Origin of the sequence: Streptococcus sp. HMSC072D05 (genome assembly GCF_001815805.1) — a bacterium.
GTDB lineage: Bacteria > Bacillota > Bacilli > Lactobacillales > Streptococcaceae > Streptococcus.
This window is the reverse complement of sequence record NZ_KV822038.1, coordinates 724,632-742,899: the sequence shown is the minus strand read 5'-3', so window position 1 is coordinate 742,899 and position 18,268 is coordinate 724,632. Positions and strand designations below refer to the sequence as shown.

22 protein-coding genes and 1 CRISPR repeat array are annotated in these 18,268 nt (G+C 42.6%); of the genes, 21 read left to right on the top strand and 1 reads right to left on the bottom strand.

The annotated features are described in order from the left end of the window. Positions 1 to 109: 109 nt before the first annotated feature. The 11 genes from HMPREF3057_RS09450 to HMPREF3057_RS09400 all read left to right on the top strand — a co-directional run bounded on the left by HMPREF3057_RS09450 (position 110) and on the right by HMPREF3057_RS09400 (position 8,960). On the top strand, positions 110 to 511 hold the full coding sequence (locus HMPREF3057_RS09450; RefSeq protein ID WP_000631261.1) for a Spx/MgsR family RNA polymerase-binding regulatory protein: 402 nt from the start codon (positions 110 to 112) through the stop codon (positions 509 to 511). Beyond that, positions 512 to 790 (top strand): UPF0223 family protein, encoded by a 279-nt coding sequence (locus tag HMPREF3057_RS09445; RefSeq protein WP_001041959.1) that lies wholly within the window; start codon positions 512 to 514, stop codon positions 788 to 790. Continuing rightward, a complete protein-coding gene (locus HMPREF3057_RS09440) occupies positions 780 to 1,553 on the top strand; it encodes an inositol monophosphatase family protein (protein ID WP_070697371.1) in 774 nt (257 codons plus the stop codon). Before HMPREF3057_RS09445 ends, HMPREF3057_RS09440 begins: the two co-directional genes overlap by 11 nt. Continuing rightward, a complete protein-coding gene (locus HMPREF3057_RS09435) occupies positions 1,554 to 2,858 on the top strand; it encodes an RsmF rRNA methyltransferase first C-terminal domain-containing protein (RefSeq protein ID WP_070697368.1) in 1,305 nt (434 codons plus the stop codon). It abuts the gene before it with no gap. A 210-nt stretch (positions 2,859 to 3,068) separates the two neighbouring features. Next, positions 3,069 to 3,947, top strand: a complete 879-nt coding sequence (locus HMPREF3057_RS09430) for a phosphate ABC transporter substrate-binding protein PstS (protein WP_007520299.1) — start codon at positions 3,069 to 3,071, stop codon at positions 3,945 to 3,947. Continuing rightward, the gene (gene pstC / locus HMPREF3057_RS09425) at positions 3,947 to 4,864 is read left to right on the top strand and encodes a phosphate ABC transporter permease subunit PstC (RefSeq protein ID WP_001070950.1); all 918 of its coding nucleotides are present in this window, start codon (positions 3,947 to 3,949) and stop codon (positions 4,862 to 4,864) included. The genes HMPREF3057_RS09430 and pstC overlap by 1 nt, the downstream gene beginning before the upstream one ends. Beyond that, positions 4,854 to 5,738 carry a phosphate ABC transporter permease PstA gene (gene pstA, locus HMPREF3057_RS09420; RefSeq protein ID WP_000543048.1) on the top strand — a complete coding sequence of 295 codons (885 nt, stop codon included), beginning with the start codon at positions 4,854 to 4,856 and terminating at the stop codon, positions 5,736 to 5,738. The genes pstC and pstA overlap by 11 nt, the downstream gene beginning before the upstream one ends. Before the next feature lie 10 nt (positions 5,739 to 5,748). Then, positions 5,749 to 6,552: a phosphate ABC transporter ATP-binding protein PstB gene (gene pstB / locus HMPREF3057_RS09415; protein WP_000049851.1), complete on the top strand. Its 804-nt coding sequence runs from the start codon at positions 5,749 to 5,751 to the stop codon at positions 6,550 to 6,552. 12 nt (positions 6,553 to 6,564) lie between these two features. Beyond that, positions 6,565 to 7,323: a phosphate ABC transporter ATP-binding protein PstB gene (gene pstB / locus HMPREF3057_RS09410; protein ID WP_000138669.1), complete on the top strand. Its 759-nt coding sequence runs from the start codon at positions 6,565 to 6,567 to the stop codon at positions 7,321 to 7,323. Positions 7,324 to 7,334: 11 nt separating this feature from the next. Continuing rightward, positions 7,335 to 7,988 (top strand): phosphate signaling complex protein PhoU, encoded by a 654-nt coding sequence (gene phoU, locus HMPREF3057_RS09405; RefSeq protein WP_000946475.1) that lies wholly within the window; start codon positions 7,335 to 7,337, stop codon positions 7,986 to 7,988. A 156-nt stretch (positions 7,989 to 8,144) separates the two neighbouring features. Continuing rightward, positions 8,145 to 8,960 carry an ABC transporter substrate-binding protein gene (locus tag HMPREF3057_RS09400; RefSeq protein ID WP_070697366.1) on the top strand — a complete coding sequence of 272 codons (816 nt, stop codon included), beginning with the start codon at positions 8,145 to 8,147 and terminating at the stop codon, positions 8,958 to 8,960. A 19-nt stretch (positions 8,961 to 8,979) separates the two neighbouring features. On the opposite strand, the gene HMPREF3057_RS09395 is transcribed toward HMPREF3057_RS09400, so the two are convergent. Then, positions 8,980 to 10,251, bottom strand: a complete 1,272-nt coding sequence (locus HMPREF3057_RS09395) for an aminotransferase-like domain-containing protein (protein WP_070697364.1) — start codon at positions 10,249 to 10,251, stop codon at positions 8,980 to 8,982. 145 nt (positions 10,252 to 10,396) lie between these two features. Here HMPREF3057_RS09395 and budA point away from each other — a divergent pair, with 145 nt between their 5' ends. The 10 genes from budA to HMPREF3057_RS10595 all read left to right on the top strand — a co-directional run bounded on the left by budA (position 10,397) and on the right by HMPREF3057_RS10595 (position 17,703). Beyond that, on the top strand, positions 10,397 to 11,128 hold the full coding sequence (budA, locus tag HMPREF3057_RS09390) for an acetolactate decarboxylase (RefSeq protein ID WP_000375405.1): 732 nt from the start codon (positions 10,397 to 10,399) through the stop codon (positions 11,126 to 11,128). Between the two features lie 9 nt (positions 11,129 to 11,137). Further along, complete coding sequence (locus tag HMPREF3057_RS09385) at positions 11,138 to 11,890, top strand: YhfC family intramembrane metalloprotease (protein WP_000215877.1); 753 nt, start codon at positions 11,138 to 11,140, stop codon at positions 11,888 to 11,890. A 111-nt stretch (positions 11,891 to 12,001) separates the two neighbouring features. Continuing rightward, the gene (gene murB / locus HMPREF3057_RS09380) at positions 12,002 to 12,907 is read left to right on the top strand and encodes a UDP-N-acetylmuramate dehydrogenase (RefSeq protein WP_070697362.1); all 906 of its coding nucleotides are present in this window, start codon (positions 12,002 to 12,004) and stop codon (positions 12,905 to 12,907) included. A gap of 159 nt (positions 12,908 to 13,066) precedes the next feature. Further along, the gene (locus HMPREF3057_RS09375) at positions 13,067 to 14,224 is read left to right on the top strand and encodes an ABC transporter ATP-binding protein (RefSeq protein WP_000742898.1); all 1,158 of its coding nucleotides are present in this window, start codon (positions 13,067 to 13,069) and stop codon (positions 14,222 to 14,224) included. Further along, positions 14,205 to 15,011: an ABC transporter permease gene (locus HMPREF3057_RS09370; protein ID WP_000754115.1), complete on the top strand. Its 807-nt coding sequence runs from the start codon at positions 14,205 to 14,207 to the stop codon at positions 15,009 to 15,011. Before HMPREF3057_RS09375 ends, HMPREF3057_RS09370 begins: the two co-directional genes overlap by 20 nt. Continuing rightward, entirely contained in the window at positions 15,008 to 15,781 is a 774-nt protein-coding gene (locus tag HMPREF3057_RS09365; protein WP_000712716.1) for an ABC transporter permease, read from the top strand. The genes HMPREF3057_RS09370 and HMPREF3057_RS09365 overlap by 4 nt, the downstream gene beginning before the upstream one ends. Next, on the top strand, positions 15,778 to 16,848 hold the full coding sequence (locus tag HMPREF3057_RS09360) for an ABC transporter substrate-binding protein (RefSeq protein ID WP_070697359.1): 1,071 nt from the start codon (positions 15,778 to 15,780) through the stop codon (positions 16,846 to 16,848). Before HMPREF3057_RS09365 ends, HMPREF3057_RS09360 begins: the two co-directional genes overlap by 4 nt. Positions 16,849 to 16,981: 133 nt before the next feature. Continuing rightward, complete coding sequence (locus HMPREF3057_RS09355; protein ID WP_083312830.1) at positions 16,982 to 17,371, top strand: CRISPR-associated endonuclease Cas1; 390 nt, start codon at positions 16,982 to 16,984, stop codon at positions 17,369 to 17,371. A gap of 68 nt (positions 17,372 to 17,439) precedes the next feature. Then, positions 17,440 to 17,547 (top strand): CRISPR-associated endonuclease Cas2, encoded by a 108-nt coding sequence (gene cas2, locus HMPREF3057_RS10600; protein WP_373878921.1) that lies wholly within the window; start codon positions 17,440 to 17,442, stop codon positions 17,545 to 17,547. 21 nt (positions 17,548 to 17,568) lie between these two features. Continuing rightward, positions 17,569 to 17,703 (top strand): hypothetical protein, encoded by a 135-nt coding sequence (locus HMPREF3057_RS10595; RefSeq protein ID WP_257371358.1) that lies wholly within the window; start codon positions 17,569 to 17,571, stop codon positions 17,701 to 17,703. A 90-nt stretch (positions 17,704 to 17,793) separates the two neighbouring features. Next, positions 17,794 to 18,196: direct repeats of the CRISPR family, unit length 29 nt; unit sequence GTATAGATACCTATCTACCTCGAGAGGGG. Positions 18,197 to 18,268 lie beyond the last annotated feature (72 nt).

Sequence of the window (18,268 nt, the reverse complement as noted above, 5' to 3'; positions counted from 1 at the left end):
CAGTCTATTTTCTATGAAAAAATAGGCTTTTTTTCTAAAAATACCTAGTCAAGCGCTTTATTTTTTTGTATAATAGAAATAGCAAGTATAGATAAAAGAAGAGAAAAGCATGATTACACTATTTTTATCACCGAGTTGTACATCATGTCGTAAGGCAAAGGCTTGGTTAGAGACGCATAAAGTGCCCTTTCAAGAGCATAATATTATGACTAGTCCTTTAACAAGAAAAGAATTACAACATATTCTTTCCTTGACCGAAAATGGTACTGATGACATCATTTCAACTCGTTCAAAAATTTTTCAAAAATTGGATATTGATGTAGAGAGTATCTCGGTATCGGAGTTGCTTCAGTTGATTGAGCAATATCCTAGTCTTTTGCGTCGCCCAATTATTATAGATACCAAACGCATGCAGATCGGTTTTAATGAAGATGAGATTCGTGCTTTTCTCCCTCGTAGTTACCGTAAACAAGAATTGAAAGAAGCAACATTGAGAGCTGGTATAGGATAGATGAACAAACAGTATAGTTACCCACTAGATTTGTCGTGGAGCACTGAAGAACTTGCTTCAGTGCTTTCTTTTTTTAATGATGTTGAAGCTGCTTATGAAGATAAGGTAGAAGCAAAAAAACTGTTAGATTCCTATAAGGAATTTAAGTCTGTCGTCCCGAGCAAAAGTGAAGAAAAGCGCCTAGGTCGCGAATTTGAGACGGCTAGCGGTTATTCCTTCTATCATGCAGTTCAATTAGCAAAAGAAAAAAGAGAAGGGAAGATTTCTCTTGGAAACTAAATTTGAATTTGCCAAACAGATTGTGCAGGAAGCTGCTGCCTATATTTTGGCTCACATGAAAGAAGATTTGCAGGTTGAGCGCAAGTCTTCGCCTACAGACTTGGTGACGCGTTTGGACAAGGAGGTCCAGGAACTCTTGGTTGAACGGATCAAGTCCTCCTATCCTGAGGACTTGATTTGCGCGGAAGAGGGCTGCTTACGTGCTGCAGTCGGTCAAGGTTCCGTTTGGGTGATTGATCCCATTGACGGTACCAATAACTTTGTCGCCCAGCAGGAAGATTTTGCCGTGATGTTGGCTTATTTTGAGGATGGTGTGGGCAAATTTGGCATCATCTATGATGTCATGAAAGGTGATTGTTACCATGGTGGTGGTGCCTTTCCTCCTTGCCGCAATAATGAGCCCTTACCGCCTTTTAGAAAGAAACCTCTTCAAGAATTTTTAGTTGCTGGTAACTCAGGTATGTTTGAAAGCAATGAGTGGGGTTTGGGTGATTTGGGTCGAGCAGCGTTGGGAGTCCGTGTCTACGGCAGTGCGGCCATTAGTTTTGCCAAGGTTTTATCGGGTCGTCTTCTGACTTATATTACCTACCTGCAGCCATGGGATTACGCTGCGGCCAGTATCTTAGGGGAAAGTCTGGGTTATCGCCTTCTTACGGTATCGGGTGAGCTTGCTGATTTTAAAACACGTCAGCCTGTCATGATGGTGCCAATCGAGATGCAAGAGGAGATTCAGTCTTATATCTACGAAAGGAAAGAGAACTAAATGCAATTTCCAGAAGGATTTGTTGAAAAATATGAAGCGATACTAGAAGATGAGGCAAGAGACTTTCTTGCCTCTTTTAAACAAGAAGCAGTTTCGGCTTTTCGAGTCAATCCCTTAAAAGAAAGTCAGTTATCGTTTGCAGATGCTATTCCAAATACACCTTGGGGGTATTATGGTAAGGTTTCTGGAAAGTCACCAGAGCACGTGACAGGTCTTGTTTATTCGCAAGAGCCTGCAGCCCAAATGGTGGCCCAGGTAGCTCAACCAAGACCTGGCATGAAAGTCTTGGACTTGGCGGCAGCACCAGGTGGAAAATCCACTCAACTAGCAGCTTATCTGGCTAATCAAGGAGTCCTTGTTTCCAACGAAATTTCAAGCAAGCGTGCTAAGATTTTAGTGGAAAATATGGAGCGATTTGGAGCGACAAACGTTGTTGTGACTAATGAATCTGCTGACCGCTTGGCCAAGGTTTTTAAAGGTTACTTTGATGTGATTGTTCTTGATGCACCTTGCTCAGGTGAAGGGATGTTTCGTAAGCAGCCAGATGCCATGGATTATTGGAGTACCGATTATCCGAGCCAATGTGCTAGTCTCCAAAGGGAAATTTTAGAAGATGCAGTGACCATGCTTGCTGAAGGTGGCCGTTTAGTTTATTCGACCTGTACTTGGGCACCAGAGGAAAATGAAGAAATCGTCCACTGGTTGCTGGATACTTATGATTTTGAACTGCTTCCAGTCGAGCATGTGAACGGTATGGTAGCAGGTATTAATCTTCCTGAAACGGCTCGGATGTACCCTCATCATTTTAAGGGAGAAGGTCAGTTTGTTGCCCATTTGCAATTCAAGGGAGAAAATCCAGCAGCCAAATTCAAAGCCAGCAAGACCAATCTTAGTCGTGAACAGCTGGCCTTGTGGCGGGAATTTGCCCAAAAACATCTCAAAGTGACACTAACTGGCCTTCTACAAACTTTTGGAGACCAACTTTATCTCTTGCCAGAGATGCTACCTGATCTAGGGAAACTCAAAATTGCCCGAAATGGACTTCATCTGGGTACTTTTAAGAAGAAACGCTTCGAACCAAGTTTTGCTCTGGGATTAGCCTTGAAACCAAGTCAAGTAAAACAAAGTGTTGAAATCAATGATGAGGACTTTGTAAAATATGTGGCTGGCGAGACTGTTCAATTGTCTGAAGCTCGACCAAATGGATGGTACCAAGTTCTGGTTCAAGGAAACGGATTAGGCTTTGCCAAGGTAACGGGAAATGTTTTGAAAAATTATTATCCAAAAGGACTCAGATTCAGGTGAAAAAGCTAGTCAAAGAGCCTATTCTATGTTATAGTGGAAGTATGAGTTTTTTCTGATAGTCTTTCATTATTACTTATATTATACGATGGAATTGTCCGCTCCTAAGAATGTCTAGATAAAATGAAGAGGGGCAATCATTGATGATAATTGGATGATCAGGACAAACGGAAGAAATCAGAACATTTATCATTATGTTCAAGGAGAATAACAGTGAAAAAAAGAAAAAAGCTCGTCATGTCTCTTGCAGCTCTTTTGATGGCAGGTTCTCTAGCAGGATGTGCTAGCTGGATTGATCGTGGAGAATCCATGACAGCCGTTGGTTCAACAGCTCTTCAACCTCTTGTCGAAGCAGCAGCAGATGAATTTGGTTCTAGAAACATCGGAAAAACAGTCAATGTTCAAGGTGGTGGATCGGGCACAGGACTATCCCAAGTCCAGTCTGGAGCAGTTGACATCGGGAACTCTGACGTCTTTGCAGAGGAAAAAGAAGGAATCGATGCTTCGGCTCTAGTAGACCACAAGGTTGCAGTGGCTGGTCTTGCAGTGATTGTAAACAAAGAAGTGGATGTTGAAAATCTCACAACCGAGCAACTTCGCAAAATCTTTACAGGTGAAGTGACCAACTGGAAAGAAGTTGGGGGCAAAGACCTGGCAATTTCAATCATCAACCGAGCAGCAAGTTCTGGTTCACGAGCGACGTTTGATACGGTCGTTATGAATGGCCAATCGGCAATGCAGAGCCAAGAACAGGATTCTAACGGGATGGTCAAGTCCATTGTATCCCAAACTCCTGGAGCCATTTCTTATCTAGCCTTTGCCTATGTAGATGATTCCGTGAAAAGCATGAAACTGAATGGGTATGAACCTACGTCTGAAAATGTAACGACCAACAACTGGCCTTTGTGGTCTTATGAACATATGTACACACTCGGTCAGCCAAATGAGTTAGCTGCTGAATTCCTGAACTTCGTCCTCTCAGATGAAGCCCAAAATGGGATTGTTAAGGGAATGGGCTATATCTCTATCAATGAAATGAAAGTCCAAAAGGATGCTTCAGGTACCGTTACAGCAGTAGAAGGAGGTCAATAATGAATCAAGAAGAATTATCTAAAAAATTACTCTCTCCTTCAAAGAACTCTCGCCTTGAGAAGTTTGGTAAAGGTTTGACCTTCACTTGCCTTTCTTTGATTGTCATCATTGTGGCGATGATTTTGATTTTTGTAGCCCAAAAAGGCTTATCGACCTTCTTTGTCAATGGGGTCAACATCTTTGATTTCCTCTTTGGACAAACTTGGAATCCTTCTGGGAAACAATTTGGTGCCCTTCCGATGATTTTGGGTTCCTTTATTGTGACGATTTTATCAGCCCTCATCGCAACACCCTTTGCTATCGGAGCTGCAGTCTTTATGACAGAAGTATCACCAAAGGGGGCAAAGATTTTGCAACCGGCTATTGAACTCCTCGTCGGGATTCCTTCAGTCGTCTATGGATTTATCGGTTTGCAAGTCGTGGTGCCTTTTGTTCGTAGCATCTTTGGTGGAACTGGTTTTGGGATCTTGTCAGGGATTTTCGTTCTCTTTGTCATGATCCTACCAACTGTAACCTTTATGACAACAGACAGTTTGCGTGCTGTTCCTCGTCATTACCGTGAAGCCAGTTTGGCTATGGGAGCCACTCGCTGGCAAACCATCTGGCGTGTGACCTTGAAAGCAGCACGTTCAGGTATTTTCACTGCAGTGGTCTTTGGGATGGCGCGTGCCTTCGGTGAAGCCCTTGCCATTCAGATGGTGGTCGGGAACTCAGCAGTTATCCCAACTTCGTTAACAACACCAGCTGCGACCTTGACATCTGTTTTGACAATGGGAATCGGAAATACCGTTATGGGAACGGTTGATAATAACGTTCTCTGGTCACTGGCCTTGGTCTTGCTCTTGATGAGCTTGGCCTTTAACAGTGTGATTAAATTGATTACGAAAGAAAGAGGAAAGAAAAACTATGCACGCTAAGAAATTAGATAAACTTGCAACAGCTGTCCTCTATACCATCGCGGGTATCATCGTTGCCATCTTGGCATCCTTGATTCTCTATATCTTGGTGAGAGGGTTACCGCATATCTCTTGGTCTTTCTTGACTGGGAAATCCTCCTCTTATCAAGCAGGTGGGGGTATCGGGATTCAGCTCTATAATTCCTTCTTCCTTTTGGTCATTACCTTGATCATTTCTGTTCCTCTGTCTATTGGAGCTGGCGTTTTCCTCGCTGAGTATGCCAAAAAAGGACCTGTGACAAATTTTGTCAGAACCTGTATTGAAATCTTGTCTTCTCTACCATCAGTCGTTGTAGGTCTCTTTGGTTACTTGATTTTTGTAGTCCAGTTTGAGTATGGATTTTCAATCATTTCAGGTGCCTTGGCCTTGACGGTCTTTAACCTCCCTCAGATGACTCGAAATGTTGAGGACAGTTTAAAACACGTTCACCATACACAACGTGAGGCTGGTCTGGCCCTTGGAATTTCTCGTTGGGAGACTGTAGTTCATGTTGTCATTCCAGAAGCCCTTCCAGGTATCGTAACGGGTGTTGTCTTGGCATCTGGCCGTATCTTTGGTGAGGCCGCCGCTCTTATCTATACGGCAGGACAATCCGCTCCAGCCCTTGACTGGTCTAACTGGAATATCCTCAGTGTTACCAGTCCTATCTCAATCTTCCGTCAAGCAGAAACCTTGGCGGTCCACATCTGGAAGGTCAACAGTGAAGGAACCATTCCTGATGCTACCATTGTATCTGCTGGTTCTGCCGCTGTGCTCCTCATCTTTATCTTGATCTTTAACTTTGGAGCACGCAAACTCGGAAGCTATTTACACAAGAAATTAACCGCTGCCTAAAGGAGAAGCCATGTCAAAATATAACTGGGATGAAAAGCATATCATCACCTTCCCTGAAGAAAAAGTGGCCCTCTCTACTAAGGATTTACATGTTTACTATGGTAAAAATGAATCCATTAAGGGCATCGATATGCAATTTGAAAAAAATAAAATTACGGCCTTGATTGGTCCTTCTGGATCTGGGAAATCTACTTATCTTCGCAGTCTCAATCGGATGAATGATACCATTGATATTGCCAAGGTCACAGGTCAAATCCTCTACCGAGGGATTGACGTCAATCGTCCAGAAATCAATGTCTATGAGATGCGCAAGCATATCGGAATGGTCTTCCAACGTCCAAATCCATTTGCCAAGTCTATTTACCGCAACATCACTTTTGCTCATGAACGTGCAGGTGTTAAGGACAAGAAAGTACTTGATGAAATTGTAGAAACCTCTCTAAGACAGGCTGCCCTTTGGGATCAGGTCAAAGACGACCTCCACAAATCAGCCTTGATGCTTTCTGGTGGGCAACAACAACGTCTCTGTATCGCTCGCGCCATCTCTGTCAAGCCAGATATCCTCTTGATGGATGAACCGGCGTCAGCCTTGGATCCGATTGCGACAGCCCAGCTGGAAGAAACCATGTTGGAATTGAAGAAGGACTTTACCATCATCATCGTTACCCACAGTATGCAACAGGCTGCGCGTGCAAGTGACTACACAGGATTTTTCTACTTGGGTGATTTGATTGAGTATGATAAGACATCCAATATTTTCCAAAATGCCAAGCTACAGTCTACCAATGACTATGTAACGGGACACTTTGGTTAGAAAGGAAGCAGTATGACAGAACCGATTTTGCAGGTTAAAGACCTGTCCGTTTATTACAATAAAAAGAAGGCCTTGAATAGTGTTTCCCTTTCTTTCCAACCTAAGGAAATAACAGCCTTGATTGGTCCTTCTGGATCAGGAAAGTCCACCCTGCTCAAAGCCATCAACCGCATGGGCGATCTAAATCCTGAGGTGACAACAACTGGAACAGTGATTTATAATGGTCACAATATCTACAGTCCGCGTACCGATACGGTTGAATTGCGTAAGGAAATCGGTATGGTCTTTCAACAGCCCAATCCCTTCCCTATGTCTATCTATGAAAATGTTGTCTACGGCCTACGTATCAATGGGGTCAAGGATAAACATGTTTTGGATGAAGCAGTAGAAAAAGCTTTGCAACGTGCTTCTATCTGGGATGAGGTCAAGGATCGCTTGCATGATTCAGCCATTGGTCTCTCAGGTGGCCAACAGCAACGTGTTTGTGTTGCCCGTGTCTTAGCAACCAGTCCCAAGATTATTCTCTTGGATGAACCGACTTCAGCTTTGGATCCTATCTCGGCTGGTAAGATTGAGGAAACCTTGTATGGTCTGAAAGATAAATACACCATGCTCTTGGTAACACGTTCGATGCAACAGGCCTCTCGTATCTCTGATAAAACAGGATTTTTCCTAGATGGGGATTTGATTGAGTTTAACGATACGAAGAAAATGTTCCTAGACCCACAAAACAAGGAAACAGAAGATTATATTACAGGAAAATTTGGATAAGGAGTTGAATGATGTTACGATCTCAATTTGAAGAAGATTTGGAGAAATTGCACAACCAGTTCTATGCCATGGGACAAGAAGTGCTCTCACAAATCAATCGTACAGTGCGTGCCTTTGTCACACATGACCGTGATTTGGCAAAAGAAGTTATTGAGGAAGATGCAGAAGTAAATGGATATGAAGTGAAACTCGAAAAGAAATCATTTGAAATGATCGCGCTTCAACAACCTGTTTCTCAAGACCTCCGTACTGTATTGACCGTTCTCAAGGCAGTATCAGACCTGGAACGCATGGGAGACCATGCAGTGTCAATCGCAAAAGCAACTATTCGTATGAAGGGGGAACAACGCATTCCCGCAGTTGAAGAAGAGATCAAAAAGATGGGACGCGATGTGAAAAACTTCGTCGAAGCGGCTCTAGATCTCTATCTGAACGGTTCGGTGGATCAAGCCTACGAAGTAGCAGCGATGGACGAAAAAATTAACCATTACTTTGATAGCATTCGTGATTTGGCTACAGAAGAAATTAAGAAACATCCTGAAGCCATCGTTACAGGCCGTGATTACTTCCAGGTGATTTCCTTCTTGGAACGCATCGGAGACTACGCTAAAAATATCTGTGAATGGGTTGTTTACTTTGAAACAGGGAAGATTGTCGAACTATAAGAAACGGTTTAAATATACAGAATAAAAGGCTGATTGTGATAAATCAGTCTTCTTTTTATGAGAAGAATTATTTTACATTCAAAATCTCTAAAAGGGTTGACAACTATTTTTAAAAGAGTTATAATTATTCAGAAATAACAGAAAGGTCGTTTATTTATGAAATTTAAAAAATGGATGTTAGTTGTATGTAGCATGCTTGCCAGCATGGTTTTGGTAGCTTGCCAGTCAGGAACGGATAGCTCCCAGTCTGCTGTGGACGCTATCAAACAAAAAGGAAAGCTAGTCGTTGCGACCAGTCCAGACTATGCACCATTTGAATTTCAATCCTTGGTAGATGGTAAAAACCAAGTGGTTGGGGCAGATATTGATATGGCTCAAGCGATTGCGGATGAGCTTGGGGTTAAACTTGAAATCTCTAGCATGAGTTTTGACAATGTCTTGACTAGTCTTCAAACTGGAAAGGCTGACTTAGCCATTGCGGGAATTAGTGCCACAGATGAGAGAAAGGAAGTCTTTGACTTTTCAATCCCTTACTATGAAAACAAGATGAGTTTCTTGGTTAGAAAAGCCGATTTAGACAAGTACAAGGATCTCTCAAGCCTTGCAAGTGCGAATATCGCAGCTCAAAAGGGAACCGTTCCAGAAACTATGGTGAAGGAACAATTGCCAAATGCCCAACTGACTTCTTTGACTAATATGGGGGAAGCAGTTAATGAATTGCAGGCTGGAAAAGTGGATGCTGTTCATATGGATGAACCAGTTGCTCTTAGCTACGCAGGTAAAAACTCAGACATTGTCGTTGCATCTGTTAATTTGACGATGAAAGATGGCGAAGCCAATGCCGTTGCTATCAAGAAGGATCAATCAGACTTGAAAGCTGTAGTCGATAAGGTTATCCAAAAACTGAAAGATGACGGAACCTATCAAACTTATCTTGAAAAGGCAGCAAAACTAACAGAAGTTGAACAATAAGAAAAAGCAGAGTTGGACTTTAATCCAATTCTGCTTTTATGTATTCTAATAGCTCTTCTAGATTTTCAAGAGTGACTTTGGCGAACTGATAAGGACAGGCATCCAAATAAGCCTTCTCAAAAAAGTCTAGTTTGAGTGAGCTGTGTTTCAAACTGGCAATCTTAGGATAGTGTCTCAAATCAAGCAAAAGACCATCGTGTAGAGGATAGTGGGGCAAGGGACAGGAGTTTTCTTCAAGCACTTCCTTAATCTGAGCCTGATAGTTCTCTTGAAGGGTCAATCGAGCCAGTCGATTTTTTTCAAATAACTGGCTATCGATGTAAAGAGAGAGCGCCTTTTGCATGATGAGATTGCTGTCATAGTCCAGGATATTTTTGTAGGCAACAAAGGCCTCTTTTAGAGCATTTGGGAGAATGAGGGCGGTAATACGAAGGGCTGGAAAGAGACTAGTTGAGAAGGACTTGATATAAATGACCCGATCCTCAGTATCCAGATAGTGGAAGGTTTGTCCCTTTTTAGAGTCTAAGTCACCTAGATAATCATCCTCGACGATATATACACCATACTGATTTGCTAGATCCAAAATAGCCCTTTTTTCCTGATCAGAATAGGAATGACCTAGGGGATAGTGGAAGCGAGGAATGGTGTAGAAAAACTTGATTTTCCTAGATTTGAACTGTTCTTCCAGTTCTTCAAGGTTGATGCCATCAATACGGCGTTCAATGGTCTGGTAGGCTAATCCTTGAGCGACCAAGAGACGGTTCATCCGGTGGTAGGTCGGCTGTTCGACCAAAATCTCAGTTCCCTGGCTCGGAAAGTTAATCTGAGAAAGTATAAAGAGAGCTTGTTGGGTACCAGATGTTAGAACCAGTTGGTCGGGTTTACAGTAGAGGGCTTGGTCAAAGAGGAGTTGCTGGACAGATTGTCTCAGTTCCTCAAGGCCTTCTTGGTTGTCATAGTAGTTGAAGAGGTAGTTTTCTCTTCCAATTAGGGTTTCGTTGACGCAGAGTCGGAAGTCGTCATAGGCACTGGCATGTTCGTCAGTGACTTCGATTTCCAAGTCCTGATGCTGTCCTTGTTCCAGAACATAGTAGCCACTTTGGGGTTTGGCATAGAGGTATTGTTCATGGCGTAATTCCAGCAGGGCTCGTTGGATAGTGTCCTTGCTACAGTGGAAGTCTTGGCTCAGTTGACGGATAGAGGGAAGCCGGCTACCTGTTGGAAATTTTCCTGATTCGATACCTTTTTTGAGAAAGGAAACGACTGCTTGGTATTTACTTTCTTTCTTCATTCCAGACCTCCGTTGATTTTGTTACATTGTACCTTTTTTTTGCCTTCTTGGCAATGGGAAAAGCATTTCTCCCTTTCACAACTAGGAGCAAATGTGGTATACTTAGAAAGTATGATGATTCATTGAAAAGAAGATAAGAAAGAGAATGGATAGAAAAGTGCAGGAACCGGTTAAATTATTTCAATACAATACTCTAGGTGCCCTAATGGCAGGTCTATATGGCGGAACCATGACAGTGGGAGAATTGCTGGAACATGGTGACCTCGGCTTGGGAACATTGGATTCGATTGACGGGGAGTTGATTGTCCTTGATGGCAAGGCTTATCAAGCCAAGGGGTCTGGTCAAACGCCTGAAATCGTTGAGGTGGCAGCGGATGCCCTTATTCCCTATGCAGCGGTGGTTCCTCATCAGGCAGAAGTGATTTTTCGTCAGCGCTTTGAGATGACTGACAAGGAATTGGAAAAACGAATTGAGTCCTACTATGATGGGGAAAATCTTTTTCGCTCCATCAAGATTCATGGCGAATTTTCACAAATGCACGTACGGATGATTCCTAAATCCACACCTGATACTAAGTTTGCTGATGTAGCGACTCACCAACCTGAATATAGCCGTGAAAATGTATCGGGAACTATTGTTGGATTTTGGACACCGGAGATTTTCCATGGAGTGAGTGTTGCAGGCTACCATTTGCATTTTATCTCAGATGATTTAACCTTTGGTGGGCATGTGATGGACTTTGTTATCAAAGAAGGAATGATTGAGGTTGGGGCAGTCGACCAGTTGGACCAACGTTTTCCAGTCCAAGATCGCCAGTATTTATTTGCCAAATTTAACGTTGACGAGATGAAGAAAGATATTGATAAGTCAGAATAGGAGAAAAAGATGACAGTACATATTATCCTTACCATGATCGCTTTGGTTCTCATTCTAGTAAGTGGGACTTGGTATGCCAAAAAGCGGTTTAAAATCTCTCTTGCAGTGATGGGCTTGGGGGCAATCGCATTTTTTGTTTCTTCTCAAGTGTTAGAGAAGATGGTTCACCTTCTGATACTCCATCCGCAAAAAGATGGAACCATTCCGCTTATGCAGGAGCAGCCTTTCTTATACGTCCTTTATGGGATCGCTATGGCAGCCCTCTTTGAAGAGACGGCTCGTCTTATCTTTTTTAAATGGTTGGAGAAAAAGAGAAAGCTAGAAGATCGAGATGCTTTGGCTTATGGTTTGGGACATGGCGGCTTGGAGATGCTCTATCTCGGAATGGGAAGCTTGATCAGTCTTTTGATTCTCTTTTCACTCATCCAGTCTTCAAATACTGATGTAGCCAATCTTCTTCCAAAGTCTACACTTGAAACGGTTCAGTCTCTTTCTGTATGGCAGGTTTATTTACTAGGAGTTGAACGTGTGCTTGCCTTGGTTCTGCAAATTGGTCTCTCTATCTGGGTCTATCAAAGTGTCCGTCAAAAGAAATGGATCTACCTCCTTGCTGCCTATGGTTTGCATGCCTTGTTTGACTTGGCTCCAGCCTTATCTCATGTTGGATGGATTGCAAATCCGCTTCTAGTTGAGTTTATTCTTCTCGTAGAACTTTTAGTCTTTATCTGGCTGACAAAATCTACATTTTGGAAAAAATCATAAAAAGAGGGGTGACCTCTTTTTTTATGTAAAGATAAAACAAGCTCTTTTTATGGTCGTCAAATGTCTCTAAAAGTGGTATAATGGAATGAATTTTGAAAAAGGAAGAGTGACATGTCAGTAAAAGAAAAAATGCTTGAAATCCTAGAAGGAATCGATATTCGTTTTAAGGAGCCCTTGAAGACCTATACCTATACCAAGGTTGGAGGTCGAGCGGATTATCTAGTTTTGCCACGCAATCGCTATGAGATGGTCCGTGTCGTCCAATTTGCCAATCAAGAGAATATTCCCTGGATGGTGCTTGGGAATGCCAGCAATATCATCGTTCGTGAAGGTGGAATCCGTGGTTTTGTCATCTTGTGTGATAAGCTTAATAACGTTTCGGTTGATGGCTATACCATCGAAGCAGAAGCAGGAGCGAACTTGATCGAAACAACACGTATTGCCCTCCGTCATAGTTTGACTGGTTTTGAGTTTGCTTGTGGGATTCCTGGAAGCATCGGCGGTGCAGTCTTTATGAATGCGGGTGCCTATGGAGGAGAGATTGCCCATATCTTGCAGTCTTGTCAAATTTTGACTAAGGAAGGGGAAATCGAGACCTTGTCAGTCAAGGACTTGGCTTTTGGTTACCGCCATTCAGCTATTCAGGATTCTGGGGCTGTTGTTTTGTCAGCTAAATTTGCCCTAGCTCCAGGGAATCACCAGGTTATCAAGCAAGAGATGGACCGCTTGACGCACCTACGTGAACTCAAACAACCTTTAGAATACCCATCTTGTGGTTCAGTCTTTAAGCGACCAGTGGGGCATTTTGCAGGTCAGTTGATCTCAGAGGCTGGCCTGAAGGGCTATCGAATCGGTGGTGTGGAAGTATCTGAAAAGCATGCCGGTTTTATGATCAATGTTGCTGACGGAACGGCCAAAGACTACGAGGACTTGATCCAATCTGTTATCAAAAAAGTCAAGGAACACTCAGGTGTCACTCTTGAAAGAGAAGTCCGAATCTTGGGTGAGAAGGAATAAGGTTGGGGTAGAAAAGTTGCTGCTATAACCATTGTAAAGGGGGTGAAAGCCTATCGTGAGTGAAGATGTATGTAGGCAGTTCAATCTCCTACACGAGGTAGTAGCGGCCTGACAGAGCCCTGATCTGTTAATTTATGAAAAAGAAGGAATTTATGACAATTGAAAAAACCAATTATTGAATTCAAAAACGTCTCTAAAGTTTTTGAAGACAGCAACACCAAGGTTCTCAAAGACATTAACTTTGAGTTGGAAGAAGGGAAGTTCTATACCCTACTAGGCGCATCTGGTTCAGGAAAATCAACCATTCTAAACATCATTGCAGGTTTACTGGATGCGACGACAGGGGATATTTTGCTGGATGGGGTACGGATTAACGACATCCCAACCAACAAACGAGATGTTCATACGGTCTTCCAATCCTATGCCTTGTTTCCACATATGAATGTGTTTGAAAATGTTGCCTTTCCACTCCGTTTGCGTAAGATTGACAAGAAAGAAATCGAACAACGTGTAGCGGAAGTTCTCAAGATGGTTCAGTTGGAAGGTTACGAGAAGCGTTCCATTCGTAAACTCTCTGGAGGACAACGTCAGCGTGTGGCCATTGCCCGTGCCATCATTAACCAACCCCGTTTGGTCTTGTTGGATGAGCCCTTGTCAGCACTGGACTTGAAATTGCGAACAGACATGCAGTACGAACTGCGTGAATTGCAACAACGATTGGGGATTACCTTTGTCTTTGTCACTCACGATCAGGAGGAAGCCCTTGCTATGAGTGACTGGATTTTCGTCATGAATGATGGCGAGATTGTTCAGTCTGGAACGCCTGTCGACATCTATGATGAGCCGATCAACCACTTTGTTGCCACCTTTATTGGTGAGTCCAACATCTTGCCAGGAACCATGATTGAGGACTACTTGGTTGAGTTTAACGGCAAACGCTTTGAAGCGGTCGATGGAGGGATGAAGCCAAATGAGCCTGTTGAGGTTGTCATTCGTCCAGAGGACTTGCGCATTACCCTACCTGAAGAAGGCAAGCTCCAAGTTAAAGTTGATACCCAGCTTTTCCGTGGGGTTCATTACGAGATTATCGCCTATGACGAGCTCGGAAATGAATGGATGATCCACTCGACTCGTAAGGCCATTGTGGGTGAGGAAATTGGTCTGGACTTTGAACCAGAAGATATCCACATCATGCGTCTCAACGAAACCGAAGAAGAGTTCGATGCTCGTATCGAGGAGTACGTAGAAATCGAAGAGCAAGAAGCAGGTCTGATTAACGCGATCGAGGAGGAAAGAGATGAAGAAAACAACCTCTAAACTCTTTGTAGTGCCCTACATGCTTTGGATTGCACTCTTTGTCCTCGCACCCTTGGTCTTGATTTTTGGACAATCCTTTTTCAACATCGAAGGGCAGTTTAGTTTAGAAAATTATAAATCTTACTTTGCGTCACAAAACTTGACCTATCTCAAAATGAGCTTCAACTCTGTGCTTTATGCAGGGATTGTCACCTTGGTAACACTGCTCATCAGCTATCCAACAGCCCTCTTTTTGACCCGTCTCAAGCACCGTCAACTCTGGCTCATGCTGATTATCCTGCCAACCTGGATCAATTTGCTCCTCAAGGCCTATGCCTTTATCGGGATTTTTGGTCAAAATGGCTCTATTAACCAATTTTTGGAATTCATCGGAATCGGTTCGCAGCAGTTGCTCTTTACGGATTTCTCCTTTATCTTTGTCGCAAGTTACATCGAGCTTCCCTTTATGATTTTGCCGATCTTCAATGTCTTGGATGATATGGATAACAATCTTATCAATGCCAGCTATGACCTCGGTGCGACCAAGTGGGAAACTTTCCGCCATGTCATCTTCCCCCTTTCTATGAACGGAGTGAGAAGTGGTGTTCAGTCTGTCTTTATCCCAAGTTTGAGTCTCTTCATGCTGACACGTTTGATTGGTGGGAACCGCGTTATCACGCTGGGAACGGCTATTGAGCAGAACTTCCTGACAAACGACAACTACGGTATGGGTTCTACCATCGGTGTGATCCTCATCCTGACCATGTTTCTCACCATGTGGGTGACCAAGGAAAGGAGAGAACGATGAAAAAATTTGCCAATCTCTACCTAGCCTTTGTCTTTATCATCCTTTATTTGCCGATTTTTTACTTGATTGGCTATGCCTTTAATGCAGGGGATGATATGAACAGCTTTACAGGCTTTAGCTTGAGCCATTTTAAAACTATGTTTGGTGATGGCCGTCTCATGTTGATCCTCACCCAAACCTTTTTCTTGGCCTTTCTATCTGCCTTGATTGCGACCATTATCGGGACTTTTGGTGCTATCTATATCTACCAGTCTCGTAAGAAATACCAAGAAGCCTTTTTATCACTCAATAATATCCTCATGGTTGCGCCTGACGTTATGATTGGTGCTAGCTTCTTGATTCTCTTTACCCAGCTTAAGTTTTCACTTGGCTTTTTGACGGTTTTATCTAGTCACGTGGCCTTTTCCATCCCTATCGTGGTCTTGATGGTCTTGCCTCGTCTTAAGGAGATGAATGATGACATGATTCATGCGGCTTATGACCTTGGAGCTAGTCAATTTCAGATGTTTAAGGAAATCATGCTACCGTACCTGACACCGTCTATCATTGCAGGTTATTTCATGGCCTTCACCTATTCGCTGGATGACTTTGCAGTGACCTTCTTTGTGACGGGAAATGGCTTTTCAACCCTGTCAGTCGAGATTTACTCTCGAGCTCGTAAGGGAATTTCGCTAGAAATCAATGCCCTCTCTGCCCTTGTCTTTCTCTTTAGTATTATCCTAGTGGTTGGCTATTACTTTATCTCACGTGAGAAGGAGGAGCAAGCATGAAAAAACTCTATTCATTTTTAGCAGGAATTGTAGCGATTATCCTTGTCTTGTGGGGAATTGCGACTCATCTAGATAGTAAAATCAATAGCCGAGATAGTCAGAAATTGGTTATCTACAACTGGGGGGACTATATCGATCCAGAACTCTTGGAGAAATTCACAGAAGAAACAGGAATCCAAGTACAGTACGAGACCTTTGACTCCAACGAAGCCATGTATACCAAGATCAAGCAGGGTGGAACGACCTATGATATTGCCATCCCAAGTGAATACATGATCAACAAGATGAAGGACGAAGACCTCTTGGTTCCGCTTGATTATTCAAAAATTGAAGGAATCGAAAATATCGGACCTGAGTTCCTCAACCAGTCTTTTGACCCGGGCAATAAATTCTCCATCCCTTACTTCTGGGGGACCTTGGGAATCGTCTACAATGAAACCATGGTAGATGAGGCGCCTGAGCATTGGGATGACCTCTGGAAACCAGAATATAAGGATTCCGTCATGCTCTTTGATGGGGCGCGTGAGGTGCTGGGACTCGGGCTTAACTCACTTGGTTACAGTCTCAACTCCAAGGATCCTCAGCAGCTGGAAGAGACAGTGGATAAGCTCTACAAATTGACTCCAAATATCAAGGCCATTGTGGCAGACGAGATGAAGGGTTACATGATTCAGAACAATGCTGCTATCGGTGTGACTTTCTCTGGGGAAGCCAGCCAGATGTTGGAGAAAAATCCTAACCTCAAGTATGTCGTTCCGACTGAGGCTAGCAATCTCTGGTTTGACAACATGGTCATTCCAAAAACTGTGAAAAACCAAGATGCAGCCTATGCCTTTATCAACTTTATGTTAAAACCCGAAAATGCTCTCAAAAATGCGGAGTATGTAGGCTACTCAACACCAAACCTACCAGCCAAGGAAATGCTCCCAGAGGAGACTCGTGAGGACAAATCCTTCTATCCAGACGCTGATACCATGAAACACCTAGAAGTTTATGAGAAGTTTGATCATAAATGGACAGGAAAATATAGCGACCTCTTCCTACAATTTAAAATGTATCGGAAGTAGGAGTAGATACAAAGAAAACGAATCAGTCAAGCTGGTTCGTTTTTTGTATTAAAAAAAATTTATATTTGGGCTTGACAAAAGGAATTTTAATGATAAAATAGTATCCTTTATACATTTAGGAGGTATCTATGAGATGAGTGATTTATTTGTTCAAAAGTCTAACCATTTCCTGAGTCTTAACAATCATAAGATTATCGTAAAAAATGGTCAAGGTCAGATTGTTAAAGAAATTTCTATTCACTTAGTAGAGAACCTTTTGATTTTTGGTCAAGAACAGGTAACTACACAGTTACTTAGGGTTCTAGCTAAGAAAAATGTCAATGTCTATTATTTTACTGGGGAGGGGAGAAGGATTTTTATCCAGGCCATGAGAGAGCGCATGTTGGAAATCCATCAGTATGTCGAAGTCGACAAAAAACGCTATACTTTTTTCTATATGGCAGATCTGCAAAATAAGGGATTGATTCGAGCTTTTGAGAGTCTAAAACCCGAACTTTATGCTACAGGCTATACAGGAGAATAATCATGGGACTTTATTTTAATCTTTCAGCATAAGAGAAGGAGTTTGCTAAGAAAAAGTTTTTCTTTTGTATTATCATATATGACATTGTTAGTAATAAGAGGCGTCTGAAACTCGCAAAGTTACTAGAGGGATTTGGTATCCGAGTCCAACGATCCTGCTTTGAGATTGACCTATAGAAGTCCAACTATCGTAGCTTGATGAGTGAGTTGCAATCATTCTATGATGCTGACCAGTTAGACAATATCATTGTTTACGTTGGAAATCGAGAAGAAACCTTGCGCTTAAACACAGATGAAGTTGAGATAGAAAAGGAGGATTGTTTGTTCTTTTGAGATGAAAACTCTTACAAAATATGGTATACTAATAGTAGTTTCCAATAGGTTATATCTAGTGCTTGTTATAGGTTTACATACAAGATATGGGGTATAGATACCTATCTACCTCGAGAGGGGCCGGAAACCTAAACGTTTCATTTTAGCTACCTTTCTAAAGTAATTATATTGTATAGATACCTATCTACCTCGAGAGGGGCCGGAAACTTGGCGACACGGATTGAGTAACCGCAGGTGTTTTGTATAGATACCTATCTACCTCGAGAGGGGCCGGAAACGGTCTAACGATAGCTGATAAAATTTCCCATAATGATTGTATAGATACCTATCTACCTCGAGAGAGGACGGAAACACTGTCAAAACCATCTTTTGGTTGATGTCAGAGGCTCGGACAATGTATAGATACCTATCTACCTCGAGAGGGGACGGAAACATTATTTTGGCCAAAATAATATGAACACTGAGTATAGCCCTCTATTTACCTCGGGAGGGGCCGGAAACAATAGTGCAACTGCAGTAACAATAGTTCCTACGGCGTATAGATACCTATCTACCTCGAGAGGGG